This window comes from Microbacterium proteolyticum (assembly GCF_030818075.1).
Lineage (GTDB): Bacteria > Actinomycetota > Actinomycetes > Actinomycetales > Microbacteriaceae > Microbacterium > Microbacterium proteolyticum_A.
The window spans coordinates 1,189,929-1,214,351 of sequence record NZ_JAUSZZ010000001.1 but is presented as its reverse complement, the minus strand read 5'-3'; the positions used below and the strand labels follow the sequence as shown (position 1 = coordinate 1,214,351).

General features: G+C 71.8%; 24 protein-coding genes and 1 pseudogene. 12 read left to right on the top strand and 13 right to left on the bottom strand.

Annotated features, from left to right (window positions below; genetic code table 11):
* Positions 1 to 5: 5 nt before the first annotated feature.
* Positions 6 to 824 (top strand): sulfite exporter TauE/SafE family protein, encoded by an 819-nt coding sequence (locus QE392_RS05600; RefSeq protein WP_307449189.1) that lies wholly within the window; start codon positions 6 to 8, stop codon positions 822 to 824.
* A 455-nt stretch (positions 825 to 1,279) separates the two neighbouring features.
* Here the strand turns inward: QE392_RS05600 and QE392_RS05595 are convergent, their stop codons facing one another.
* Positions 1,280 to 1,669, bottom strand: a complete 390-nt coding sequence (locus tag QE392_RS05595) for a hypothetical protein (RefSeq protein WP_307326932.1) — start codon at positions 1,667 to 1,669, stop codon at positions 1,280 to 1,282.
* Positions 1,670 to 1,796: 127 nt separating this feature from the next.
* On the opposite strand from QE392_RS05595, the gene cofG reads away from it, so the two are divergent.
* From cofG to cofC, 4 genes are all read left to right on the top strand, one after another.
* On the top strand, positions 1,797 to 4,382 hold the full coding sequence (cofG, locus tag QE392_RS05590; protein WP_307449186.1) for a 7,8-didemethyl-8-hydroxy-5-deazariboflavin synthase CofG: 2,586 nt from the start codon (positions 1,797 to 1,799) through the stop codon (positions 4,380 to 4,382).
* The gene (locus tag QE392_RS05585) at positions 4,379 to 5,869 is read left to right on the top strand and encodes a flavin-containing monooxygenase (RefSeq protein ID WP_307449183.1); all 1,491 of its coding nucleotides are present in this window, start codon (positions 4,379 to 4,381) and stop codon (positions 5,867 to 5,869) included. Before cofG ends, QE392_RS05585 begins: the two co-directional genes overlap by 4 nt.
* Positions 5,866 to 6,876, top strand: coding sequence for a glucose-6-phosphate dehydrogenase (coenzyme-F420) (gene fgd, locus QE392_RS05580; protein ID WP_307449180.1), 1,011 nt, complete (start codon positions 5,866 to 5,868; stop codon positions 6,874 to 6,876). The genes QE392_RS05585 and fgd overlap by 4 nt, the downstream gene beginning before the upstream one ends.
* A gap of 374 nt (positions 6,877 to 7,250) precedes the next feature.
* Positions 7,251 to 7,886: a 2-phospho-L-lactate guanylyltransferase gene (cofC, locus tag QE392_RS05575; protein WP_307449176.1), complete on the top strand. Its 636-nt coding sequence runs from the start codon at positions 7,251 to 7,253 to the stop codon at positions 7,884 to 7,886.
* A gap of 483 nt (positions 7,887 to 8,369) precedes the next feature.
* On the opposite strand, the gene cofD is transcribed toward cofC, so the two are convergent.
* The 6 genes from cofD to hemQ form a co-directional block, all read right to left on the bottom strand.
* Entirely contained in the window at positions 8,370 to 9,335 is a 966-nt protein-coding gene (gene cofD, locus QE392_RS05570; protein ID WP_307449174.1) for a 2-phospho-L-lactate transferase, read from the bottom strand.
* Between the two features lie 448 nt (positions 9,336 to 9,783).
* Positions 9,784 to 11,124, bottom strand: coding sequence for a glutamate-1-semialdehyde 2,1-aminomutase (gene hemL, locus QE392_RS05565; RefSeq protein WP_307449170.1), 1,341 nt, complete (start codon positions 11,122 to 11,124; stop codon positions 9,784 to 9,786).
* Positions 11,125 to 11,303: 179 nt separating this feature from the next.
* Positions 11,304 to 12,305 (bottom strand): porphobilinogen synthase, encoded by a 1,002-nt coding sequence (gene hemB, locus QE392_RS05560; RefSeq protein ID WP_307449167.1) that lies wholly within the window; start codon positions 12,303 to 12,305, stop codon positions 11,304 to 11,306.
* Positions 12,302 to 13,114 (bottom strand): uroporphyrinogen-III synthase, encoded by an 813-nt coding sequence (locus tag QE392_RS05555; protein WP_307449163.1) that lies wholly within the window; start codon positions 13,112 to 13,114, stop codon positions 12,302 to 12,304. The genes hemB and QE392_RS05555 overlap by 4 nt, the downstream gene beginning before the upstream one ends.
* Positions 13,111 to 14,109, bottom strand: coding sequence for a hydroxymethylbilane synthase (gene hemC / locus QE392_RS05550; protein WP_307449159.1), 999 nt, complete (start codon positions 14,107 to 14,109; stop codon positions 13,111 to 13,113). The genes QE392_RS05555 and hemC overlap by 4 nt, the downstream gene beginning before the upstream one ends.
* Positions 14,106 to 14,777: a hydrogen peroxide-dependent heme synthase gene (hemQ, locus tag QE392_RS05545; RefSeq protein ID WP_307449156.1), complete on the bottom strand. Its 672-nt coding sequence runs from the start codon at positions 14,775 to 14,777 to the stop codon at positions 14,106 to 14,108. The genes hemC and hemQ overlap by 4 nt, the downstream gene beginning before the upstream one ends.
* A 138-nt stretch (positions 14,778 to 14,915) precedes the next feature.
* Here hemQ and QE392_RS05540 point away from each other — a divergent pair, with 138 nt between their 5' ends.
* Positions 14,916 to 15,704, top strand: a complete 789-nt coding sequence (locus tag QE392_RS05540; protein WP_307449153.1) for a bestrophin-like domain — start codon at positions 14,916 to 14,918, stop codon at positions 15,702 to 15,704.
* A 156-nt stretch (positions 15,705 to 15,860) separates the two neighbouring features.
* Here the strand turns inward: QE392_RS05540 and QE392_RS05535 are convergent, their stop codons facing one another.
* The 6 genes and pseudogenes from QE392_RS05535 to hemE form a co-directional block, all read right to left on the bottom strand.
* Positions 15,861 to 16,139 carry a hypothetical protein gene (locus QE392_RS05535; RefSeq protein WP_307449149.1) on the bottom strand — a complete coding sequence of 93 codons (279 nt, stop codon included), beginning with the start codon at positions 16,137 to 16,139 and terminating at the stop codon, positions 15,861 to 15,863.
* Complete coding sequence (locus tag QE392_RS05530) at positions 16,129 to 16,539, bottom strand: phage holin family protein (RefSeq protein WP_307449145.1); 411 nt, start codon at positions 16,537 to 16,539, stop codon at positions 16,129 to 16,131. The genes QE392_RS05535 and QE392_RS05530 overlap by 11 nt, the downstream gene beginning before the upstream one ends.
* Positions 16,540 to 16,544: 5 nt before the next feature.
* Positions 16,545 to 16,946: a hypothetical protein gene (locus QE392_RS05525; RefSeq protein WP_307449141.1), complete on the bottom strand. Its 402-nt coding sequence runs from the start codon at positions 16,944 to 16,946 to the stop codon at positions 16,545 to 16,547.
* 111 nt (positions 16,947 to 17,057) lie between these two features.
* Positions 17,058 to 17,801, bottom strand: a complete 744-nt coding sequence (locus QE392_RS05520) for an FAD-dependent oxidoreductase (protein WP_307449138.1) — start codon at positions 17,799 to 17,801, stop codon at positions 17,058 to 17,060.
* A 226-nt stretch (positions 17,802 to 18,027) separates the two neighbouring features.
* Positions 18,028 to 18,564: pseudogene (locus tag QE392_RS05515) on the bottom strand (protoporphyrinogen/coproporphyrinogen oxidase); the annotation flags it as partial.
* Positions 18,557 to 19,657, bottom strand: coding sequence for a uroporphyrinogen decarboxylase (gene hemE / locus QE392_RS05510; RefSeq protein WP_307449134.1), 1,101 nt, complete (start codon positions 19,655 to 19,657; stop codon positions 18,557 to 18,559). The pseudogene QE392_RS05515 and the gene hemE, both read right to left, overlap by 8 nt.
* Positions 19,658 to 19,869: 212 nt before the next feature.
* On the opposite strand from hemE, the gene QE392_RS05505 reads away from it, so the two are divergent.
* From QE392_RS05505 to QE392_RS05480, 6 genes are all read left to right on the top strand, one after another.
* Positions 19,870 to 21,090 carry a glutamyl-tRNA reductase gene (locus tag QE392_RS05505; protein WP_307449132.1) on the top strand — a complete coding sequence of 407 codons (1,221 nt, stop codon included), beginning with the start codon at positions 19,870 to 19,872 and terminating at the stop codon, positions 21,088 to 21,090.
* Between the two features lie 282 nt (positions 21,091 to 21,372).
* Entirely contained in the window at positions 21,373 to 22,632 is a 1,260-nt protein-coding gene (locus tag QE392_RS05500) for an IS30 family transposase (RefSeq protein WP_444875307.1), read from the top strand.
* A gap of 94 nt (positions 22,633 to 22,726) precedes the next feature.
* Entirely contained in the window at positions 22,727 to 23,008 is a 282-nt protein-coding gene (locus tag QE392_RS05495) for a hypothetical protein (protein WP_307449129.1), read from the top strand.
* A gap of 52 nt (positions 23,009 to 23,060) precedes the next feature.
* Positions 23,061 to 23,633 carry an HhH-GPD-type base excision DNA repair protein gene (locus QE392_RS05490; RefSeq protein WP_307449126.1) on the top strand — a complete coding sequence of 191 codons (573 nt, stop codon included), beginning with the start codon at positions 23,061 to 23,063 and terminating at the stop codon, positions 23,631 to 23,633.
* 133 nt (positions 23,634 to 23,766) lie between these two features.
* Complete coding sequence (locus QE392_RS05485) at positions 23,767 to 24,087, top strand: hypothetical protein (protein ID WP_307449123.1); 321 nt, start codon at positions 23,767 to 23,769, stop codon at positions 24,085 to 24,087.
* 20 nt (positions 24,088 to 24,107) lie between these two features.
* A complete protein-coding gene (locus QE392_RS05480) occupies positions 24,108 to 24,419 on the top strand; it encodes a pore-forming ESAT-6 family protein (protein WP_307449121.1) in 312 nt (103 codons plus the stop codon).
* The last annotated feature ends 4 nt before the right edge of the window (positions 24,420 to 24,423 follow it).

The following is a 24,423-nucleotide window of genomic DNA, read 5'->3' as shown; positions in this document are numbered from 1 at the left end:
CAACCGTGCTCGATGGACCGGTGATCGCGGAATGGCTGCCGGTGTCGGTGGCATCCCTGATCCTCCTCCTGCTGGCCGCGGGAGTCGCCGGCTGGGTCGACGCGGTCGTCGGCGGCGGCGGCCTGATCCAGCTGCCCGCCCTGGTCATCGCCGTGCCGAAAGACGTGCCCACGCCGTTCATCCTCGGCACCAACAAGCTGTCGTCGTTCTTCGGCACGCTCTCGGCGAGTTGGGTGTACCTGCGCCGCATCCGCGTGCAGCTCGTCCTTCTGATCCCTTTGGTCGCGGGTGCCTACGCCGGGTCGACGGTCGGCGCGGCGCTCTCACGGTACGTCCCCCGCGAGGTGCTCACCCCGGTCGTGCTCGTGGCGGTGGTGGCGGTCGCGCTGTACACCCTCTTCAAGCCGAAGATGGGCCTCGAGCACGCCCCCCGCCACACCGGTCGGACGGCCATCGTCTGGCGAGCTGCGGCGATCGGTCTGCTGGTGGGGTTCTACGACGGCATCCTGGGACCGGGGACGGGGTCGTTCTTCGTCATCCTGATCGTGAGCGTGCTGGGCTACGGCTTCCTGCAGGCCAGCGCCAACGCCAAGATCGCCAACCTGACAACGAATCTCGCGGCGCTGGCGGTGTACGGCGTGCACGGCGAGATCATCCTGGCCCTCGGCGTCGCCATGGCCGTGATGAACATCACCGGCGGCTTCATCGGGGCGCACATGGCCACGCGCCGGGGCAGCGGGTTCGTCCGAATCGTGTTCCTCGTGACGCTGTCGATCCTGATCGTCAAGCTCGCGTGGGACACGGTGGCGCAGCTGATGTCCTGACCCGCACGCGCCTGCCGCCCCCTCCCCTCCCACCCTCGCTGACTTGCGCCATATGCACGCCGGGACCGCGATCTCGCGAACATATGCCGCAAGTCACCGCCCCGGGGAGGCCCCACCCTCGCTGACTTGCGCCGTATGCACGCCCGGAGCGCGATCTCGCGAACACATGCCGCAAGTCACCGCCCCGGGGAGGTCCCACCATCGCTGACTTGCGCCGTATGCACGCCCGGAGCGCGCTCTCGCGAACACATGCCGCAAGTCACCACCCCGGGAAGGCCCCACCATCGCTGACTTGCGCCGTATGCACGCCCGGAGCGCGCTCTCGCGAACACATGCCGCAAGTCACCACCCCGGGAAGGCCCCACCATCGCTGACTTGCGCCGTATGCACGCCGGGACCGCAATCTCGCGAACATATGCCGCAAGTCACCGCCCGGCGGAGGGGAGGGACGCGGGTCAGGCGACGATGTCGGCGACGTTCTCGGGCTCGGATGCCACGTCGAGCCGCAGCGCCTTGAGCAAGGCCACGCCGTGCTTGGTGGTGAGCACGAGCCGCTCGAACTCGTCGTGACCGGCGAGGTCCACCACCACGCTGGGCTTGCGCCCTCGGATGATGACGAAGTCGTTGCCGCCCGCGGACTTCCAGGTGCCCGCGCCGACGGCGACGGGCAGGTTGATGCCGGGGTTGGGCACGCCGCGCAGCCACGTCCACGCGTCGTCGGTGAGCTGCACGCGTTCGATGTGCTCGCGGGGCACGACGATGTTCGATCTCCGGAACGACATCGCACGCTCGGTCGGCGAGAGAACCACCTCGAGCTGCGTCGAATCGAGCAGCAGGGTCACCATGGCATCCATCCTGCCAGCGCCCGAGAGCGCGCATCGGCGTGGCACCTCACGAGAGCGCAACGATCATCCCGTGCACGCACGCGTACCGCTCGGCCCCGATGTCGGGGGCGGGGGATAGCCTGGAGCGATGAGTACGGGCAGCGCTGCGCCGCGAGTCGCACCGGCCCGAGGCACGTCGATCGACGACCTGCTGGCGCGCGTCGCCGCGGGTCATCGACCCGACGTCGACGAGGCCGAGGCGCTGCTCGAGGCGCCGCTTCGGAGCCTGCTCGACGTGGCATCCGCTCTCCGCGACGAGGGCCTCGCCCGCGCGGGCCGCTCCCGGGTCCTCACGTACTCGCGCAAGGTGTTCGTGCCGCTGACCACCCTGTGCCGCGACCGGTGCCACTACTGCGTCTTCGTCGACACCCCGGGGCAGCTCGCCCTCCTGCGAAAGCCCGCGTACATGAGCCCCGAGCAGGTGCTCACGGTGGTGCGGCAGGGGCAGGCGCTCGGCTGCAAAGAGGCGCTGCTCACCCTCGGCGACCGTCCCGAGGAGCGCTGGCCCGAGGCCCGCGCGTGGCTCGACGACCACGGCTTCGCCTCGACCATCGACTACGTCGCGCACATCGCCCGCCTCATCACGGCCGAGACCGGAATGCTCGTGCACGCCAACCCCGGCGTCATGCACCCCGACGAGCTCGAGACCCTCCGCCCGGTCTCCCCGTCGATGGGCATGATGCTCGAAACCACCTCCCGGCGCCTCCACGAAGAGCCCGGGCAGGTGCACTTCGGCTCTCCCGACAAAGACCCCGCGCTGCGGCTGCGCGTGATCGACGACGCCGGTTCCGCCGGCATCCCGTTCACGACCGGCATCCTCGTCGGTATCGGCGAGACCGTGCGCGACCGCGCCGAGTCGCTGGTCGCACTGCGTGAGATCGACGACCGCCACGGGCACGTGCAAGAGGTCATCGTGCAGAACTTCCGTGCGAAGCCCCGCACCCCCATGCAGGGCGCTCCGGATGCCGACATGCTCGAGTATCTGGCCGCCGTCGCCGTCGCGCGTCTGGTGTTCGGTCCCGACATGCGCATCCAGGTGCCGCCGAACCTGTCCGACCCGCGCGAGTTGGGCCTGTTGGTGCAGGCCGGCGCCGACGACTGGGGAGGGGTCTCGCCGCTCACGGCCGATCACGTCAACCCCGAGCGCCCCTGGCCGCAGATCGACGACCTCGCCGCGCACACGGCCGCGAGCGGGTTCGCGCTGCGGGAGCGGCTGACGGCGCATCCCGAGTTCGTTCGGGATGCGCAGCGCTGGATCGACCCGGGCCTGCACGAGGCCGTGCGGGCACTGGCGGATGCCGGGGGGCTCGCGGCCGACGTGAAGCCCGGCGCCCCGGCGGCCTCCGCTGCCACGCCCGCCAGCGCGACGCCCCCGCGCGTGACGCCCGCCAGCGTGACGCCCGCCGGCGTGACGGAGGGAGGACGAGGGACGAAGGGAGGCGACTTCGCCGAGCCGCCGTCCTCCGCTCGCCCCGCATCCTCCGCTCGCCCCGCCGCCGCGACCCCTGCGGGCGCCGCGACCCCCGCGAGCGCGCCGACTCCGGCCGCCGGCGCGACCGGCGCCGACCCCGGCGTGCGCCGGCTGGCCGAGCGCGCGGCATCCGACCCCCTCGAACTCGACGACGCCGACTGGACGCGACTGCTGCGCGCGACGAGCGCCGAACTCGACGACCTCACCGCCGTCGCCGACGACGCGCGCCGCTACACCGTCGGTGAGCCGATCACGCTCGTGCAGAACCGCAACCTCACCTCGACGGGGCTGCGACGCACCGGACGCACGAGCCCAGGCGAGTTCGACCTCGACGACGCCACGGCGATCGCCGCCGATGCCGCCGACCTCGGCGCCACCGAGATCTGCATCCAGGGCGCGCTCCGAAGCGATGAAGACCCCGCGGGCTATCTCGACCTCGTGCGGGCGGTGAAGCGCGGGGCGCCCGGCATCCACGTGCACGCGTACCGTCCGCTCGATGTGCGAGATCTCGCCGAACGCAGCGGCCTCGGCCTCGGCGGCGCCCTCGCGGCGATGCGCGCAGCGGGCGTCGACACCGTGCCGGGCACCGGGGTGAAGGTCCTCAGCGAGCGGGTGCGCGCGCTCGTCGCGCCGGGCGACCTCGAGATCGACGACTGGGTCGAGACGATCACCGCCGCTCACCTCAGCGGCTTCCGCTCGACCTCGGTCCTGTTTTACGGCCACGTCGAGACCGCCGGGGAGCGCATCGCGCACCTCCGCCGCCTCCGCGACATCCAAGACCGAACCCACGGGTTCGCCGAGTTCGTTCCCATCCCCCTCCCCGGGGGCGACGTGCCGCTCGTCGAGGGCCGGCCGCCCATCGACGAGCACCGTGCGATGGTCGCGGTGTCGCGGCTGCTGCTGTCGGGCAGCATCCCGCACGTGCAGATCCCGTGGACGCGCGTCGGCCGCGAGACCGCCGCGGTGCTCCTGCGGTCGGGCGGCGACGATCTCGGCGGCACCCTCTATGACGGGCGCGTCCTCCCCGACACCGGCATCGAGCACGGTCTCGAACTGCCCGTCCCCGCAGCCGAGCGGATCGCGCGCAGCCTCATGCGACCCTTCCGCCTGCGCACCACCGACTATCGGGTGGCGGTGCCGCCCACGCCCTCCGCCCTGCCGAACGACAGCGCACACGCCCCCGCCGCCGGGACGCGCGCGTGAGGGTCATCGACGTCGTCATCGTCGGTGCCGGTTTCGCCGGTCTCGCCATGGCCGGGGCTCTCCGCCGCGCGGGCCGCGACGACATCGTCGTGCTCGAACGTGCCGACGACGTGGGCGGAACCTGGCGCGACAACACCTACCCCGGCGTCGCGTGCGATGTGCCCGCCCACCTCTACAGCCTCGCCGCGCACCCCAATCCGCACTGGTCTCGCACGTTCGCCTCGGGCCGCGAGATCCAGGCCTACCTCCGAGACGTCGCCGCGCGCGAAGGGCTCGGCGATCGCCTGCGGCTCCGCACTCCCCTCCTGGGGGCGGAATGGGATGCCACCGGCGCAATCTGGCGGATCGACACGGACGCCGAGCCCCTCGCCGCCCGCTCGCTGGTGCTGGCGTGCGGACGCCTCACCGAGCCGCACGTTCCCGGCATCCCGGGCCTGGAGTCGTTCGACGGCCCCATCTTCCACACCGCGCGCTGGGATCACGATGTCGACCTGACGGGGAAGCGCGTCGCCGTCGTGGGCACCGGAGCGAGCGCGGTGCAGCTCGTGCCCGAACTCGCCCCGCGCGCGGGACACGTGACGCTGTTCCAGCGCACTCCCGCGTGGATCGTCCCACGCGGCGGCGGAGACATCGACCCGGCCGCCCGCGACCACCTCGCCGCGCACCCCGGCGCCCTCGCCCGCCTACGCGCCGATCTCTACGCCGAGGGCGAGTTGCGCTTCGCCTCGCGCTCGGGCGACCCCACGGCATCCGACGCCGCCCGCGCCGTGGCCCTCGCCCACCTGCACGCACAGGTCGCCGACCCCGCGCTACGCGCGGCCCTCACCCCCGACTACGCCTTCGGGTGCAAGCGCGTGCTGCTCTCCGACGCGTTCTACCCCGCAGTGGGATCGGATGCCGTGGCCCTCGAGCCGACGGCGCTGTCCGCCGTCGACGGCTCCACGCTCACCGCGGCGAGCGGCGCGCGGTACGCCGCCGACGTGCTCGTGCTGGCGACCGGCTTCGCCTCGACGCAGCAGCCCTATGCCGACCTCGTGCGCGGCGAGGACGGGACGCTCGCCGCGCACTGGTCCGAGGGCATGACGTCGTTCGGCTCCACGGTCGTCGCGGGCTTCCCGAACCTGTTCGTCCTCAACGGCCCGAACGCCAGCCTCGGCCACAACTCGGCCGTCCTGATGGCCGAAGAGCAGGCGGCGTACGTCGTCGGTGCCCTCGCCGAACGCGACCGCCGTCCCGATTCGGTGCTCCGCGTCCGCGCCGAGGCCGAACGGGCCTACACCGACGAGATCGCCGCCGCCGCGGCATCCACCCCCTGGCTGACCGGCGGATGCCGCAACTGGTACGTCGACGACCGTTCGGGGCGTCTGACCCTGCTGTGGCCGGGAACCGTCCGGGCGTTCCACGAGCGCCTCGTGGGCACCGACGGTTCGGAGTTCGAGCCCGCGCACACCCCCGTGCGCGGATGCGAAGTTGGAGGAGAAAGATGACCGTTCCCCTGCGTTTCGGATACAAGGCGTCGAGCGAGCAGTTCGGCCCCAACGAGCTGCTCGACTTCGGCGTGCTCGCCGAGGAGGTCGGGTTCGACTCCGTCTTCCTCTCCGACCACCTCCAGCCGTGGATGCACGACGGCGGCCACTCCCCCAACGCCCTTCCGTGGCTCGGCGCCCTCGGCGCGCGCACCGAGAGCGTGATCATCGGCACGAGCGTGCTCACCCCCACCTTCCGCTACCACCCCGGCGTCATCGCCCAGGTGTTCGCGACGCTCGGCGTGATGTACCCCGGCCGTGTGGTGCTGGGCGTCGGCACGGGCGAGGCCCTCAACGAGGTGACCCTGGGCCTGGAGTGGCCCGAGCCCCCCGAGCGGTTCCAGCGCCTGAAAGAGGCGATCACGATCATCAACGAGCTGTGGGCCGGCGAGCGGGTCACCTACGAGGGCACGTACTACTCGGTGAAGGATGCCACCATCTACGACCGCCCCGAGCAGAAGGTGCCGATCTACATCGGCGCCTCCGGCCCCGCGGCCACGCGCCTCGCCGGACGCATCGCCGAGGGCTACATCACCACGAGCGGCAAGGACCCGGAGCTCTACACCGACAAGCTCCTCCCCGCCCTCGACGACGGCCTGTCGAAGGCCGGTCGCACCCGCGACGACGTCGACACGCTCATGGAGGTCAAGGTCTCGTACCACCCCGACCACGACACCGCGCTGGAGAAGACGCGGTTCTGGGCGCCGCTCGCCCTCACCGCCGAAGAGAAGATGAGCGTGCACGACCCCCTCGAGATGCAACGACTCGCGAACGAGCTGCCGATCGAGCGCGCGGCATCCCGGTTCATCGTCTCGACCGACCCCGACGAGCACGTCGAGCGCATCGCGAAGTACGTCGATCTCGGCTTCCGCCACCTCGTGTTCCACGACCCAGGACACGACCAGGAGCAGTTCCTGCGCACCTACGGCGACGAGATCCTGCCGCGCTTGCGCAAGCGCTTCGCCTGAGGCGCGGCGCGGGGGCGGCGGCGCGGGCGCGTCGCGGGGGCGGGCGGCGCTGGCGCGGCGCGGGCGGCGGCGCTGGCGCGGCGGGCGGCGCTGGCGCGGCGCGGGCGGCGGCGCTGGCGCGGCGGCCGGCGGCGCTGGCGCGGCGCCCGCGCGGCGCGCGCCCCCCGCTCGCCGCCGTCCGCGCTCCGGCGTCCCCGCCCCGGCGCGCCGGGTGCCGCCGAGATCACACCCGATCACCGAGATGACCTGCGTTCCCGCCGCATCGCGGGTCATCTCGCGAAACGACCGTCATCTCGCGCGCCACGCAGCACCTTTCGCCGCCGCACCGCTACCCCCATCCGCAAATCCGTCGAGTGCGACACACAATGGATCCGATGAGCACCCCCAGCGCCCCCGGATGGACCATCATCGTGCCGGTCAAACCCGCCGCGGTGGGTAAGTCGCGCCTGACCGACGTCGGCACAGACCGCGAGGCGCTCGCCCGCGCCATCGCCCTCGACACGATCGCCGCGGCCGTCGCCGCGACGCGCGTCGCCCGCGTCGTCGTCGTGACCGACGACCCCGGCGTCCGCGCCGAACTCCGCCGCGCTCGCACCGTCGAGATCGTTCCCGAGGGCGACACCCGCGGACTCGACGCCGCCATCGCGCTCGGCGCCGCCGCCGCCGGCCAGGGCGTCGCCCGCGCCGCCCTCCTCGGCGACCTGCCCGCCCTGCGCCCGGCCGATCTCGACCACGCCCTGGAGCTCGCGGCATCCGTCGAGCGGGGTCTGGTTCCGGATGCCGAGGCCACCGGCTCCACCCTCGTCACCGCCCGCGCCGGAGCGGTGTGGGTGTCGGCCTTCGGCGTCGACTCGGCGTCCCGCCACCGCCTGCTGGGATGCACCGACCTCGCCGTCGAACGCGACTCGACACTGCGCCGCGACGTCGACACCGCGGAGCAGCTGGCCCAGGCCGTGTCGCTCGGCGTCGGTCCACGGACCGCGGCGGTGCTGGGGGCCGCGGCGGCCTGAGCCGGTCCTCTCGACCGCGCGTTCCGCGCACGAGCGCACGATCCACGCAGACATCCACCACGCATCTGCGACCAACACGACGATCCGCGAGAAACCCGCGCACCCGACCCGGCGCGCCGCGCCCGCGCACGCGCCGCACGCCGCGCCGCCGTCAACCCGCGCCCCGCCGACCTTGCGTCACCCCCGCAGAAACGCACGATCCACGCAGCCATCCGCCGCACATCTGCGACCAACACGACGAAGTGCGAGGAACCCGCACGCCGTTCCCCGACCCGGCGCGCCGCGCCCGCGCACGCGCCGCACGCCGCGCCGCCGTCAACCCGCGCCGCGCCGACCTTGCGTCACCCCCGCAGAAACGCACGATCCACGCAGCCATCCGCCGCACATCTGCGACCAACACGACGATCCGCGAAAAACCCGCGCGCCGCGCACCCGACCCGGCGCGCCGGACCCCGAGCACGCGCCACGTGCGCGGCGATCGGGTCAGGCGCCCAGCGCCGCCTCCGCGATCGCGGCCGACGTCTCCTCGCCGCGCATCCACAGCGGCGCGACGACCGCGCGGATACCCTCCGCCTCGACCGCACTGGCGGCATCCGCGTCTTCCTCGGCGAGCAGCCACGCATCGAGCACCCCACCCGAGGACCGCGCGCCGTAGTGTCGCGCGACCGCGGCGGCCGAGGTCTCCACGCCGATCGCCGCCAGGCACACATCGGCCATGCCGCGCACGACCCGTCCGCCGATGATCGGCGAGACGCCGACCACTCGGGCCGGGGTCTGTCGAAGTGCCTCGCGCACGCCCGGCACCGCGAGAATCGGCCCGATCGAGACGACGGGGTTCGACGGGGCCAGCAGCACGACATCGGCCTGCGCGATGGCCTCCGTCACTCCGGGGGCGGGCACGGCATCCGCGATGCCGGGATTCTCGAACGCCCGCGGCGCGAGCTGGGCGCGGTGCCGCGTCCACCACTCCTGGAAGTGCAGGCGTCGCCCGTCCTCGAGCAGCACGTGCGTGTCGACCTCGCTGTCGGTCATGGGCAGGAGCCGGATGCCGAGCGGCCACCGCTCCGCCATGCGTGCGAGCACCTGGGTCGGGGTGAGACCCTCCCTCAACCAGCCGGTGCGGGCGAGGTGGGTGCCGAGGTCGAGATCGCCCAGCGTGAACCAGGGCCAGCCCGCGCCCCACGCCTGCAGCTCCACGTTGACGCGCTCGGTGTCGCCCGCGCGGCCCCAGCCGCGCACGGTGTCGTTGACGCCGGCGAGGGCGTAGGTGATCGAGTCGACGTCGGGCTGCAACCGCACGCCTGAGAGCCACAGGTCGTCACCGGTATTGACGACCACTGTCGCTTCGGGCGCGCCGAGGCCGCTCAGGGCGGCGCGCACGCCGAGCGTGAACTTCGACCCCCCGACTCCACCGGCGAGAACGACGACACGAGGGGCGGAGGGTTCCATCCCTCAAGTCTTCCACCGCCGGACCGGACCCAGAGAATGCGGCTCGGACGGAGGCGGCGGCCGGCCGACGCCGTGCACAACTCCGGAAATCCGGGCACAACCCCCGACCCCGACTCTGGAACTCCGCGAGCACGGGCTGACCTCCCCGCACATCTGCAGGAGTTGCGCACGCCACAGGCCCCCGACCCGTCCGACCACCAGCGTCCACTCCGCTGCGCTCGACCGGCGCCTGTGCGCCTCCGACGCAGGCGGCGGCCGGCCGATGCAGGCGGCGGCCGGCCGTTGCACGCGGCGGCTGGCCGACGCCGTGCACAACTCCGGAAATCCGGGCGCAACCCCCGACCCCGACTCCGGAACTTCGCGAGTAGCGGCTGACCTCCCCGCACATCCACAGGAGTTACGTACGCCACCGGCCCCCGGCCCGCGCACGCGAGCGCCGGCGCGCCCCCTACTGTGCCAGCAGCGTCGGGTCCAATGCCTCCGCCGCGGCCTTCGCCGCCGCCGGCAGCGCGTCGAGCACCTGAGCGAGCGCCGTCTCGTCGTGCGCGGCGGTGAGGAACCACGCCTCGAACACGCTCGGGGGCAGCGAGACGCCGGCATCCAGCATCGAGTGGAAGAACGCGGCGTAGCGGTACGACTGCTGCGTGAGCGCGGTGGCGTAGTCCAACGGCACCTCGGGCAGGAACGCGACGCCGAACAGCGACCCCGCGCGCGGCACCACGTGCACCACGCCCTCCGCCGTCAGCGCGGCACCGAGCGCGTCGGCGACCCGCGCGGCCGCGGTATCGACGGATGCGTACACCTCGGGCGTCGCGAGGCGAAGCGTCGCCAAGCCCGCGGCGACCGACAGCGGGTTTCCCGACAGTGTGCCGGCCTGATAGACCGGGCCGAGGGGGGCCAGATGATCCATGACCTCGGCGCGACCCGCGAGGGCGGCCAGCGGCATCCCTCCGCCGACGACCTTGCCGAAGGTGAGGATATCGGGCAGGTACGTCTCGCCCTGCGAGGCCTGCAGGCCCCAGAAGCCGGCCGGGTGCACGCGGAAGCCGGTGAGCACCTCGTCCATGATGAGCAGCGCGCCGTGTTCGTGGGCGATGTCGGCGAGGGCCGCGTTGAAGCCGGGCAGCGGCGGCACGACGCCCATGTTGGCGGATGCCGCCTCGACGATGATCGCGGCGATGTTCTGTCCGTGCACCTCGAACGCCTCGCGCACCGCGTCGAGGTCGTTGTAGGGCAGCACGAGTGTCTGCGCGGCGATCGGCGCAGGAACGCCGGCCGAGCCGGGCAGCGCCAGGGTCGCGACTCCCGACCCGGCGGCGGCCAGCAGCCCGTCGGAGTGGCCGTGGTAGTGGCCGGCGAACTTGATGAGCAGATCGCGGCCCGTCACGCCACGCGCGAGGCGGATCGCCGTCATCGTCGCCTCGGTGCCGGTGGACACCAGCCGTACCTTCTCGATGGGCTTCAGGTCGCCGACCTGCACGCGCTGGGCGATGAGGTCCGCCAGCTCCACCTCGGCCCCCGTGGGAGCACCGAACGACAGACCCCGGGATGCCGCGGCCTGCACCGCGCCGACCACCTCGGGGTGCGCGTGGCCGAGGAGCGCGGGACCCCACGAGGCGACGAGGTCGACGTACTCGCGACCTGCGGCATCCGTGATCCGCGGCCCCGAGGCCGACTGCACGAATCGCGGCGTGCCGCCGACCGAGCCGTAGGCCCGCACGGGCGAGTTCACCCCGCCCGGGATGACGTCTTTGGCGCGGGCGAACCACTGGTCGTTGAGGTCGGTCATGGCATCCATTCTTCCGGGTGCCCCCGCGTGAGGGGTCAGGAACTGTCGCTTACGGCCCGTCTGGGCGACAAAAATCGACCCCTCACCGGCGGAGGGCGGCGGCCGAGGGCCCGGGGCCGGGGCGAGGGCCGGGGGCGGGACCCGGGGCCCGAGGCCCCGGGGGCTCGCGCCGTGAGCGGCTACAGCTCGGCGCGCAGCCAGCGGGCGGCCTCGAGCGCCCAGTAGGTCAGGATCGCATCAGCGCCCGCGCGACGGATGCCGAGCAGGCTCTCCATGATCGCGCCGCGGCGGTCGATCCAGCCGTGCGCCGCAGCGGCCTCGACCATCGCGTACTCCCCCGACACCTGGTACGCCCACACCGGCACGTCCACGGACGCGCGAACGTCGGCGAGCACGTCGAGGTAGGGCAGCGCGGGCTTGACCATGACGATGTCGGCGCCCTCTTCGACATCGAGCAGCGCCTCGCGCACGCCCTCGCGGCCGTTGCCGGGGTCGAGCTGGTACGAGCGGCGGTCGCCCTTCAGCTGCGAGTCGACGGCCTCGCGGAACGGCCCGTAGAAGGCACCGGCGTACTTGGCCGAGTAGGCGAGGATCAGGGTGTCGGTGAAGCCCTCGGCATCCAGGGCCTCGCGCACCGCGCCCACCTGGCCGTCCATCATTCCCGACAGCCCGAGCATCGCGGAGCCCGCTCGCGCCTGGGCGAGACCCATCGCGGTGTAGCGCTCCAGGGTCGCGTCGTTGTCGACGACCGCTTGTGCAGCAGGTTCCTGAGCTTGTCGAAGGACCCCGCAGTGCCCGTGATCGGTGAACTCGTCCAGGCACAGATCGGTCTGCACGACGAGCGCGTCGCCCACCTCGGCCACGACGGCCTCGGTCGCGACGTTCAGGATGCCGTGCGGGTCATCGGCGCCCGAACCGACCGCGTCGCGCGTCTCGGGCACGCCGAAGAGCATGACGCCGCCGATCCGTTCCTCGGCCGCTTCGGCGACGGCACGGCGGAGCGAGTCGAGCGAGTGCTGCACGATGCCGGGCATCGAGCCGATCGGGCTCGGCTCGGTGATGCCCTCGCGCACGAACATCGGCAGCACGAGCTGCGACGGCACGAGGTGCGTCTCGCGAGCGAGACGGCGGACGGCGGGCGTGCGGCGCAGACGCCGCGGGCGGTGCTCGGGGAAGCTCATGGGGTCGATTCGGTGGGGACGGGGAAGCGGGCGACCGCCTCGATGAGGGCGTCGACGGTCTGCCGCTCGGCGACGACGTCGACGCTGAGCCCGGCGCGCTTGGCATCCTTCGCGGTGCGGGGGCCGATCGCCGCGATGACGGTGGATGCCGGGATCTCGGGGAACTGCTCGACCACCTGCTCGGCGACCGAGCCGCTGGTGACGAGGATGGCGTTGATGCGGCCCGAGTGCACGTCGCCCGCGACCTTCTCGGACACCGGCACCCCGACGGTGCGGTACGCCACGACGCTGCGCACGTCGTGGCCGGCCTCGATGAGAAGACGCGTCAGCACCGGCTTGGCGATCTCGCTGCGCAGGGTGAGCACCGTGCGGGGCGAGGATTCGAGGTCGATCATCTGCTCGGCCATGCCCTGCGCGGAGTTGTCGCGCTCGGGCACGAGGTCGACACGATAGCCGACGGCCTGCATGGCCGCGGCCGTGGTCTCGCCCACCACGGCGACCCGCGTCTTCGCGGGGATCACCGCCTTGTAGGCGTACAGCACGTCGACCGTCGTCGCGCTGGTGAGCGTGAGCCAATCGAAGGCACCCGCGGCGAGGTCGGCGAGGGCTTCGTCCAGCGTCGCCTGGTCGTTCGTGGGCGCGAAGTTGATCAGTGGGGCGATGACAGGAGCAGCCCCGAGCTGTCGGAGGCGCGCGGCGACGCCATCACCCCAGGGACCGCCGCGCGGCACGAGCACGCGCCGTCCGGAAAGAGGCTTGGGAACGCTGCCCGTCGTGGGATTCGGCGTGTGCCGGTGGCCTTCATTCATGTGGTCGACTCTCGTGGTACCAGATCGGCCGCCCCGCGTTCGAGCAACCGACGCGCGGCTTCTCGGCCCAGGCGCGTTGCACGCGTCATGGATCCCCCGTCGTCGGCAGCATCCGCTCCATTGCCACTGCCCGTTTCCCCACCATACCCCGGTGTGAGACGCACCGTTCGATCAATACCGATCCGACGTGATCCGTCGAGCGCGTAGACGATGGCACGCACCCGCAGGTCGCCGTCGGCGATGGCGGCGTGCGTTCCGACGGGCGCGCTGCACCCGGCATCCAGGGCCGACAGCACCGTGCGCTCTGCCGTGACGGCGACGCGGGTGTCCTCGTCGTCGAGCTGGGCAAGGGCAGCCAGGATCTCGGGGTCGATGTCGGCGCGGGTCTCCACGGCGAGCGAGCCCTGCCCGGGAGCGGTCGGCCACTCCGCGAGTCCCAGCTCCTCGGCGTGCAGCCCGCCGAGATCACCGCCGAGGCGCGAGATGCCCGCGGCGGCGAGGATCACGGCATCCAGCTCTCCGTCGCGCACGCGCGCGAGACGCGAGTCGACGTTGCCGCGGATGTCGTGGATGTCGACGCGCGGACTGTGCCGCAGCGCCTGGGCGATTCGGCGGGGCGAACCGGTGCCCACGCGCGAGCCCGGCGGGAGCGCCCCGAGCGGGGTGCCGTCGCGCGTCACGACGACATCGCGTGCGTCTTCTCGAGCCGGCGTCGCCGCGATGACGAGTCCCTCGGGCTGGAGAGTCGGCAGGTCTTTCAGCGAGTGCACGAGGAAATCGCACCGATCGGCGGCGAGCGCCTCGCGCAGACCGTTGGCGAACACACCGCGCCCGCCGAGCTGCGACAGCGAGGCGCGGTTGACGTCGCCCTCCGACACGATCGGCACGAGTTCGACGGCGCGACCGGATGCCGCAGAGACCGCGTCGGCGACCATCTGCGACTGGGTCATGGCCAAGGCGCTGCGCCGCGTGCCGAGGCGCAGGGGCGCACTCACTGGAGGATCTCGGGGATCTCGTCGAGCGTGACCAGACGCCCGGTGTAGAACGGCACCTCCTCGCGCACGTGACGGCGGGCCTCGGTGTATCGCAGGTCGCGCATCATGTCGACGAGGTCGGTGAGCACGTCGGCCTCCATGGGCAGAAGCCACTCGTAGTCGCCGAGGGCGAAGGATGCCACCGTGTTGGCGATGACGCCCTTGTAGGCGGAGCCTTTCTTGCCGTGCTCGATGAGCATCTCGCGCCGCTCCGCCTCGGGCAGCAGGTACCACTCGTAGCTGCGGATGAAGGGGTACAGGCACAGCCACTGCTGCGCCTCGATACCACGGAGGAAGCCGGGCACGTGCGAGCGGTTGAACTCCGCGTCGCGGTGCACGCCCATCGCGTTCCAGGTGGGCAGCAGGTTCTTGAGCAGGTCGGTGCGGCGCAGGCGCCGCAGGTCGCGCTGCAGGGCCTGGGGGTCTTCGCCGTACAGCCAGACCATCAGGTCGGCGTCGGCGCGCAGGCCGCTGACGTCGTAGAAACCACGGACCGTGACGCCGTCGGCCTCGATGAGTGAGACCAGGTCGGCGAGTTCGGTCGCTTCGGAGGCGGTGACCGGGTTCTCGGGATCGCGGCGGAAGACCGCCCACAGGGTGTACACGGACGAGTCGCTGTCGTGGGACATGACTCCTAGTCTCGTCTCGCTGCAGCGACGGGCCAAACCGGTTGACTCACCGGTGAACGACCGACAGGTGCGGCGCGTCGGTCCGCGTTGGTACTGTGCGACGACGGCGTCGGGGGATGCCGCGCGAAGGGGTGCGCGATGTGGCTCTACGACCTGCCGATGTCCGTCGGTCTGCCGATCTTCATCGTGGTCGTGGTCGGCGGCTCGTGCGGCATCCTGTTGATCCTGCGCAGGTGGGTCTCCGCGGTCGCACCGCAGGGTGAGGAGTGGGACCGCGTGCTCAGCTACGCGGTCGGCGCCTACGGCGTCTTCTACGGCGTGACCCTCGCCCTCATCGCGGCCGCCGCCTACGGCAACTTCACCGAGGTCGACGGCGTGGTGCTCGAGGAGTCGTCGACGCTCGCCGCGCTGTACCGCACGGCGGCGCTGCTGCCCGAACCCGAGTCCAGCCAGGTGCAGCAGCAGATCAACCAGTACACGCGTGACGTCATCGACCTGGACTGGCCGATGCAGCGCAGACTCGAGATCCCCGCCGAGACGGATGCCAACATCACGGCCATGCAGCAGTCGATCGCCGCCGTGCAGCCGTCGTCACCGGCCGAGATCCTCTACGTGCAGCAGTCGCTCGACCAGTTCCACATGCTCGTCGAGAACCGTCGCGAGCGGATCGCCCTCACGCACCTGGCGCTGCCCAGCGTGCTGTGGATCGTGCTCGCGGTCGGGGCGGTGCTGAACGCCATCCTCATCGGCCTCATCGAGGTGCGGAACCTGCGCGTGCACCTGCTGATGTCGGGCATGCTCGCGTTGTTCGTCGCGCTGCTGCTGTACGCGATCGCCGGGTTCGACCACGCGTACGCCGGTCCGATCGCAGTGACCCCGGAGTACTTCGAAGACCTGCTGGAGGGCCTGTTCGCCGACGAGCCGTGAGCGGGGTGTCGCCGCCTCCGTGGCGGAGGTCCCCGAGCCCGTCGAAGGGACCGGGGCCCACCTCACGCCCGGAGACTTCGACGAGCTCAGCCTCCTCCCCCGCTGCGAACGGCGAAGCGGCCCGCCCCATCGGGGAACGGGCCGCTTCTTCGCGTCTCAGCGCGTGTAGGCGCGGACGATCCCCCACACGGCGAAGCCGACCGCTGCGGCGACACCCGCGACCGCGGCCGCGGCCGCCTGGGGGTTGCGCCGCGCCTTGGCGCGCACCTCGGCGACGGTGCGGTCGACGGCGTCACTCGCGCGACGCGGAACGTTGGCCTTGACCTCGATGGCCGCCAGCGCCGCCTTGAGCTCGGCGCGGGCCGACTCCACCGGGTCGCTGATGCCCAGCGGCACGGCGGTGCGGGGCACGGGGACGGGACGATCAATACTCATCGCGGGCCTCCTTGACGATGCGGACGTCTTCGGCGATGGCCTTGCCCGGGTTCTCTCGGCTCGACAACTTCTTGAAGCGGAGGTAGCCGAAGAGCGCCAGGATCGCGGTGACCACGACCATCACGCCGAAGACCACGAGGGCCGACAGCCACACGGGCCACCACGAAGACAGTCCCGCGATGACGAAGGCGAAGAACACCGGAACGGCCCAGAACAGCACGATCAGTGCGCCGACGAACCAGCCGGCGCCGATCCCGGCGTCTTTGGCGGTGCGCTGCGCCCACGCCTTCGCGCCGTTGATCTCGGCGACGACGAGGTTGCGCACCAGCTCGGGGATATCGCCGATCAGCTCGAAGATGCTGTCGTCGGAGCGGTCGCGGAATCCGCGAGGAGTCGTCATGCGCGTCAGCTTCCCGACGCGTCGGAGCCGCTCTGTGCCGCCTTGGCCCGCGCGGTGGCGACCTTCTCGGCCTGCTTCGCGTCGTCGACGGAGTCCTCGACCACGTCGGCGACCTCGGCGGCCGACTGCTTCGCCGCGCGCCCGGCACGCTCGGCGCGCTCCTGCACAGTGCCCGAACCCGCGGCGGCACCGGTGACCGACTTCGCGCCCTTCCACACGACTCCGGGGACGGATTTGAGGGCCGAGACGCCGAGCGCCTTCACCTTCTCGACCTGTCCCTGGACGGCGGGCTGGCTCCAGACCTTGTCGGCCTGCTCCTTGATCTGCTCGTACCGCTGGCGGCCGGCGCGTGCTCCGAGCACGTAGCCCGCCACGAGTCCGACGACGAGTGCTGCTTTGCCCCTCATGGGGTCTCCTCACGCTCGATCGAGTGCTGGTCGAGTCTCACAGTAGTCATGTATGCCGTCTCCGGCATCCACCCTTGACACGGGGCCGCACGTGATCGATCGCGACGCCCGTCAGTTGGTCCAGAGCGCGGCGCTGCGCACCCGATCGGCCTCGTCGCGCGCGTCGGGGATGACCTGGGCCAACCCCGTGCCGGCGATCCACGCGCCCGTCGCGCCGAGGCCGGGCACGGCGCGCACCGCACCGCGTGCGGCGGCGGTGACGGCGGCGCGTCCGATGGTGGCGGCCGGCTGCGACTGCACGTAACGCGAGCGGTGGGAGGCGACGAGGGCGGATGCCGGCAACTCGACGCCCAGGAGTGCGGCGGCCTCCGCCAGGGCGAGGCGTGCCGCACCGTCGTCGTCGAGGGCGGCGGTCGCGGGCTCTTCGCCCTGCGCGCCGAACGAGACGCGCACGACATGGATGCCGGGCTCGGTGGCATCCCGCACCCAGTCCCACTTCGCGCTCGAATGGGTGAGGGCCTTGGCCGTGTGGCTGCCGGGCACCGTCAGCACGCCGGTGCCCCGTGGCGCGCGATCGAGCGCGGGGGCGTTCACCACCAGGGTCACCACCTCGACGACCGGGGCGATCGGCTCGCCCGGCTCGAGTCCGGCGACCACCGGGGCCAGGAGTGCGCGCGCCGGCCCCTCGGGGAGGGCCACGATCACGGCGCGGGCGGTAAGCGGCGCGTCGTCGACCGAGGTCGCGACGGACCAGCCGGCATCGGTGCGGGTGAGGCTCTCGGCGCCGACTCCGGTGCGGAGATCGACGCCGCTGTCGCGGAGGCCCGCGACGAGCGCATCGACCAGGCGCGACATCCCGCCCGCGAGACCCTCGACGGCGCCACCCGGGGCCCGGTGCCTTCGCCGAGCCGGAGGCGACCGGCACATCGGATGCCGGGGCATCGGCGGGCCGCGCTCCCGCCCGCTGTGCGCGGAGCTCGGCGACGGCACCCGTGAGCGAACCGGTGCGGGTGAGCGCGGCGTTGAGGCCGGGGGCGGCGAGGTCGACGTCGATGTCGTCAGGCCGTGCGGAGTACACGCCGCTGGTGACGGGGGCGACCAGACGGTCCAGGACGCGTGAGCCCAGGCGCGAGCGCACGAGCTTGCCGAGGCTGTGCGCGTGGCCGATGGTGAGCGGGGGCCGTACGCGATCGACGTACGCCCGCCACGCGCCCGACCAGCCGATGATGCGCCGCACGTCGGGAGCGAAGGGGTTGTCGGGGATGCCGAGCACCCCGCCCTTCGGCAGCGGCGCCGCCCCGACGCCGGGGACGCCCGCAACCCACGCCCCGGCGGGGTTCGGCGACACGATCGCGTCGGTCAGATGCAACTCGGCGAGCAGGTCGCGCACGACGCCCCCGCGGGTGGCGTAGCTCTCGGCGCCCACGTCGAGCGTGAGTCCTCCGACCTCGGCGGTGCGCAGGACCCCGCCGAACACGTCGGAGGCCTCGAGCACGGTGACCTGCAGACCGACCTTGGCGCACTCGCGGGCGGCGACGAGTCCGGAGATCCCGCCGCCGACGACGACGACCCGCGTCTCGTGCGCGTGCTGCACGAGCCGGTCGAGCGCCTCACTCATGCGTGCGCGCCCCGCCGACCGTGTCATCGCCGGCGGCGAGAGCGTCGGCGCGGGGGGCCGGGTCGTGCCCGTGCGCGTGGGCGACGATGCGGGTCAGCACGTCGGGGTCGGTGTCGGGCGGCACGCCGTGACCGAGGTTGAGCACGTGTGCGCGCGCTGCGCGGCCGCGCGCGAGCACGTCGTCGACGTGGGCTTCGAGCACGGGCCACGGGGCACCGAGCAGGGCCGGGTCGATGTTCCCCTGCAGGGTGACGTCGGGACCGACCAGGGCTGCGGCCTCGTCGAGCGGCATCCGCCAGTCGACGCCGACCGCGTCGGCGAGGCCGCCCAGGCGCATGTCGTCGAGGAACGCGCCTGTACCGACGCCGAAGTGGATGCGGGGCACCTCGATGCCCTCGAGCGCCTCGTGCGAGTGCGGGGCGATGAACTCGCGGAACGTCGCGGGAGCGAGCGACCCCGCCCACGAGTCGAACAGCTGCACGGCCTGAGCCCCGCCGTCGATCTGCGCGTCGAGGAACGCGCGCGACACCTTCGCAAGCCACCCGGCCAGGCGATGCCACGACGCCGGGTCGGCGTGCATCATGCCGCGCGCGCGCAAGTGCTCCTTGCTCGGTCCGCCCTCGACGAGGTACGCCGCGAGCGTGAACGGCGCGCCGGCGAAGCCGATGAGGGGCACCGAGTCGCTCAGCTCGGCGACCACGCGGCGGGCGGCCTCGCGGACGGGCTCGGCAGCCGCGGCCACGTCGGCGGGGTCGATCGTAGTGATGCGCGCCACATCGTCGGCCGTGCGGACGGGGTCGGCGAAGACCGGGCCGCGGCCGGGCTCGATGACCACGTCGACACCGGCCAGGCGCAGCGGCACGACGATGTCGCTGAAGAAGATGGCGGCATCCACGTCATGACGACGGATCGGCTGCAGCGTGATCTCCGCCGCGAGGTCAGGGGTCAGGCAGGCGTCGAGCATGCGCGTACCCACGCGGAGTTCCCGGTACTCCGGCAGCGAGCGCCCCGCCTGCCGCATGAACCACACCGGCTGACGCTCGGGACGGTCGCCCCGGAGGGCACGGAGAAGGGGAGCATCGAGGGAGGCCATGGCATCCATCCTCCCATTCGCTTCCGGTGAGCAGAGGGGATGCCTTGACGTCGAAAGGCCGCCCGGAATACCTCGCGAAAGCCGGGCGTAGAATATGAATGTGTTGTTGTGCGTCAGCGCGAGTCACAAGACCGCGCCCTTCGAGCTCCTGGAGCGGTTGAGCGTACCCAGCACCCCCGTCCGCCCCCCTCATCGCCGCGCACGACGAGTGCGTGCAGGGAGCCGTCGTCGTCGCGACGTGCAACCGCTTCGAGGCCTACGTCGACATGGACGAGCCGGTCACCGCCGCCGTCGCCCTCGGCATCGAGGCGACGCTCGCCGCAATCGAGGCCGCCACCGGCGTTCCCGCCAGCGAACTCGAGGGCGGCTACACCGTCCTCGGCGGTAACGAGGTCGCCGAACACCTGTTCTCCGTGGCATCCGGTCTCGAGTCCGTCGTCGTGGGCGAGGGCGAGATCGCGGGGCAGGTGCGTCGCGCACTGACCGAGTCGCGCAAGCTCGGCACCACCTCGGCCGAACTCGAGCGGCTCTTCCAGCGGGCCTCCGAGGCGCAGCGCGGCGTGAAGAACTCCACGGCCATCGGTCGCGCCGGCCGCTCGCTCGTGCGCCTCGGCCTGGAACTGGCCGACAGCCGGATCGCCGACTGGTCGACGCAGCGCGTTCTCCTGGTGGGCACCGGCGCCTACGCCGCCGCCACGGTCGCCGCCCTGCGCGATCAGGGCGCCGAAGACATCTCGGTGCACTCACCCTCGGGCAGGGCCACGAAGTTCGCGCTCAAGCACGGCCTGCGAGCGGTCTCGGCCGAGACCTTCCCCTCCGCCGTCGCCCACGCCGACCTCGTGATCACGTGCACCACCGCGGAGCACTACGTGCTGAGTGCCGCGACCTTCGCGGCGGGACGCGGCGCCTACGAGACCGCCATCGACGGCAGCGCCGGCGTCTGCCCCGTCGACCACACGGCCCGCCGTCTCGTCATCGACCTCGGCCTCCCCCGCAACGTCGACCCCGACGTGGCCACCGTCGCGGGCGTCGACCTGCTGGATCTCGAGACCATCCGCCTCCACGCCCCGCTCGAAGAGCTGCAGGCGACGGATGCCGCGCGCGACCTCGTCCGCGACGCCGCCCGCCGCTTCACCTCGGTCGGCGAGCGCAAGAACATCACCCCCGCCGTCGTGGCGCTGCGCGCCCACGTGTTCGGCGTGCTCGACGCCGAGGTGGCCCGCGTGCGCGCCCGCGGCGACGAGGGCGGGCAGACCGAGCAGGCCCTCCGTCACCTCGTCGGCGTGCTGCTGCACACCCCCACGACCCGCGCGCACGAGCTCGCCGAGACCGGCCGGGCCGACGAGTACATCGACGCGCTGTCGGCGCTGTTCGGCATCGAGGTCACCGAGCCCGCCGCCCTCGAGCAGCGCGACGTCGCCGACGCCGGCTGAGGCGCGCTGCCCGTTCCGCCTGCGGTAACGCTGTCCGCTTGCGCGCGGTGGCGCCGTTCGCTTGCGCCGCGTGGCGCTGTTTGCCAGCGCGCGGTGACGAGCGGAGGACCAGGATCCAAACGGAGGACCTCACCCCCGGCATCCCTCCTCCGTACGCCCCAGACCCTCCCTTCATCTCACCGCTCGTCGCCGCGCCGCAGCCCCTCCGTGACGAGCGGAGGACCAGGGCCAGCGAAGGACCATACCCCGGGGCGCACTCAAGTGGTCAGTGCAACACCCTGATTGAGGGGGTGGGCGGTGTTCAGTGTGTTGCGGAGTGTGAAGCGGGAGTTTTGGCGAGGTATCGCGGCGGGATTGTCGACGGCGGATGCGGCGGGGGCGGCGGGCGCGTCGCGGCAGGGTGCGGAGAGATGGTTTCGGGATGCTGGCGGTATGTCACCGTTGTCGTTGTCTGATCCCTCGGGTCGGTTTCTGACCCTTCTCGAGCGTGAGCAGATCGCTGTTGGAGTGGCGCGGGGCGAATCGATCCGTCAGATCGCTCGGGGCCTTGGCCGGCATCCCTCGACGGTGCTGCGGGAGTTGCGTCGCAATCGCGGCAATCTGCCGCGCTACCGGGCGAAACGCACGATGCGCCCGCCCACCCAGTCGGTGTTCTACTCACCCTCGACCGCGCAGGGCCGCGCGGATCGGCGCCTATCGCGCCCTAAGCCATCCAAGCTCGCTTCGCAGCTCTCGCTGCGGGTCGAGGTGCAGCGGCGGTTGAGGCTGGGACACTCCCCGCAGCAGATCAGCCGACGCCTGCGGGTGGACTTCCCGGATGATGAGAGCATGCGCATCTCGCACGAGGCGATCTACCGGTCCCTGTTCGTGCAGGGTCGCGGTGAGTTACGCAACGAGCTCACACGGGCGCTGCGCTCAGGCCGCACCACCCGCAAGCCCCGCGCCCGAACCCAACGTCAAGCGGCCGCAGCGGCCGGGCCAGGAAAGATCCCCGGGATGGTGATGATCTCCGACCGTCCCGCCGAAGCAGAAGATCGCGCCGTCCCCGGCCACTGGGAAGGGGACCTCATCATCGGCAAGGACGGTCTGTCACAGATTGGAACCCTGGTCGAACGCGCCACCCGGTTCGTGATCTTGCTGCACTTGCCCGCCCGCCGAGACGCCGAGACTGTCGCCGATCAGATGATCCAACAAATGCGGCGACTGCCCGACCTGCTGCGACGATCCATCACCTGGGACCAAGGCAAGGAGCTGTCCGCCCACGCCAGGATCACCGTCGAAGCCGACCTGCGCGACGGGGTCTTCTTCTGCGACCCGCACTCACCCTGGCAGCGCGGAACGAACGAGAACACAAACGGCCTGCTCCGGCAATACTTCCCCAAAGGCACCGACCTCTCCGGCTACACCGCCGACTACCTCGACTACGTCGCCACCCAACTCAACGACCGCCCCCGCATGACCCTCGACTGGGCCACCCCCACCGAAGCCCTTGAACGACTACTCTCAACCCCACCAGACAACGGTGTTGCACTGACCGCCTGAAACCGCCCCGGCATCCCTCCTCCCCTCGCCCCAGGATCTCCCTCCATCACGGTCGTCCCCGCGTCGCAGCCCCGGCTCGGGCAGGATGGATGCCGTGAGCACACCGGCATCCGAGGTCTACACCGTCGCGGGGGAAGACCGGCCGCGCAACGGGCTGCGATGGATCGGCACGGTCGTGATGGGACTGCTCGACGCCGGCCGCGATGCGCCGTCGGTCAGCGAGGTCGTGATCCGCCGCGTCGACGGCTCGGTCGTCACGCGACTGCCGCCGGGCGACGTCAGCGCTTTCACCGACCAGTTGAACGAGATCACCCGCGACATCTCGACGATGGATGCCGTGCCCTTCGCCGCGAAGTGGATCGCCGAGCGCGACTGACGCCCGCGCTCCCCGGCTGTTCCCTCCCCCTCCGCGGCGCGAGAATGGGGACATGAGTCTGCGCATCACCGACGACCCCGCCGCCGACGAGCTGCTGTCGAGCAACCCGCTCGCCCTGCTGATCGGCATGCTCCTCGACCAGCAGGTCGCGATGGAGACGGCCTTCGCCGGCCCGCTCAAGATCCGGGAGCGCACCGGGTCGATGGATGCCGCCAGCATCGCGCACGACGACCCCGACGACTTCGCTGCGGCATTCGCCCAGTCGCCGGCCGTGCACCGCTTCCCGGGGTCGATGGCCAAGCGCGTGCAGGCGCTGTGCGCCGCGGTCGAGGAGGACTGGGGCGGGGATGCAGCCGCCCTGTGGACCCGTGACGACCCTGACGGAGCGACGGTGCTGAAGCGTCTCAAGGCGCTGCCCGGCTTCCGCGAGCAGAAGGCGAAGATCTTCCTCGCGCTCCTCGGGAAGCAGCGCGGATTCACCGGTGCCGGGTGGCGCGAGGCCTCGGCCCCCTATGGCGAGGACGGCTCGTTCCGCTCCGTCGCCGACATCGTCAGTCCGGAGTCACTGGGCAAGGTGCGCGAGCACAAGCGGGCCGCGAAGGCCGCGGCGAAGGCGGGTGACTGACCCCTCCTCCACAGGGTGAATCGAAAAGGAGAGTTCTCTCATCTTTGTTCCGGGGCCGGGGGGCTCTGGTTACAGTTTTCGAGTTCTCTGCACGTGATTCACGAACGAAGGGTGGGCTCTCGTGAAGTTCGCAATGGGGTCAGACACGCTGGGCGTGCTGACGAAAGCAACCTCCGGCTCGAGCGATGAGTTGTCGCTGCTGGTGCGACAGCTGTTCGAGGCGGCGGAGCCGCTGGAGGGCCAGTTCCAGGGCGCGGGTCGCGCCGCATTCGACCGGTTCAAGTCGCGCACCGACGCGATCTCGTCCGAGCTGAAGGTCGCCCTCGACGGTGTGCTCGGCGGCATCTCGAGCATGGACCGCTCGTTCCAAGAGGGCGAGGCGTCCATGGTCGATCAGACCACCAGCCTGGAAGCCGGGTCGTCCTTCGACGCCGCGCGTTTCGGCGCCCGTTGAGGATCGGAGAGGACTGACTCATGGTGAACCAAGGAGATCGTCGCGACTACTCGATCGCGGCGTCGCAGAACGCACAAGACAACTTCAACCGCGTCGCTTCGCTGCTGGAGTCGCTCATCGACCAGCGCGACCGCGACGTGCAGGCGGCGATGGCCGACTACTCCGCCGACGGCGTGTCCGAGGACTACCGCGCGAAGGAACTGCGCTGGAAGAACGCCGCCGCCGAGGTGCGCGGCATCATTCAGACGCTGCGTTCGTCGCTCGAGCGCAACGACGAGTCGGCCCAGACCGCGCTGAGCAAGGCTCGCGCGGCCGTGGAGTCGATCGGCTGAGTTC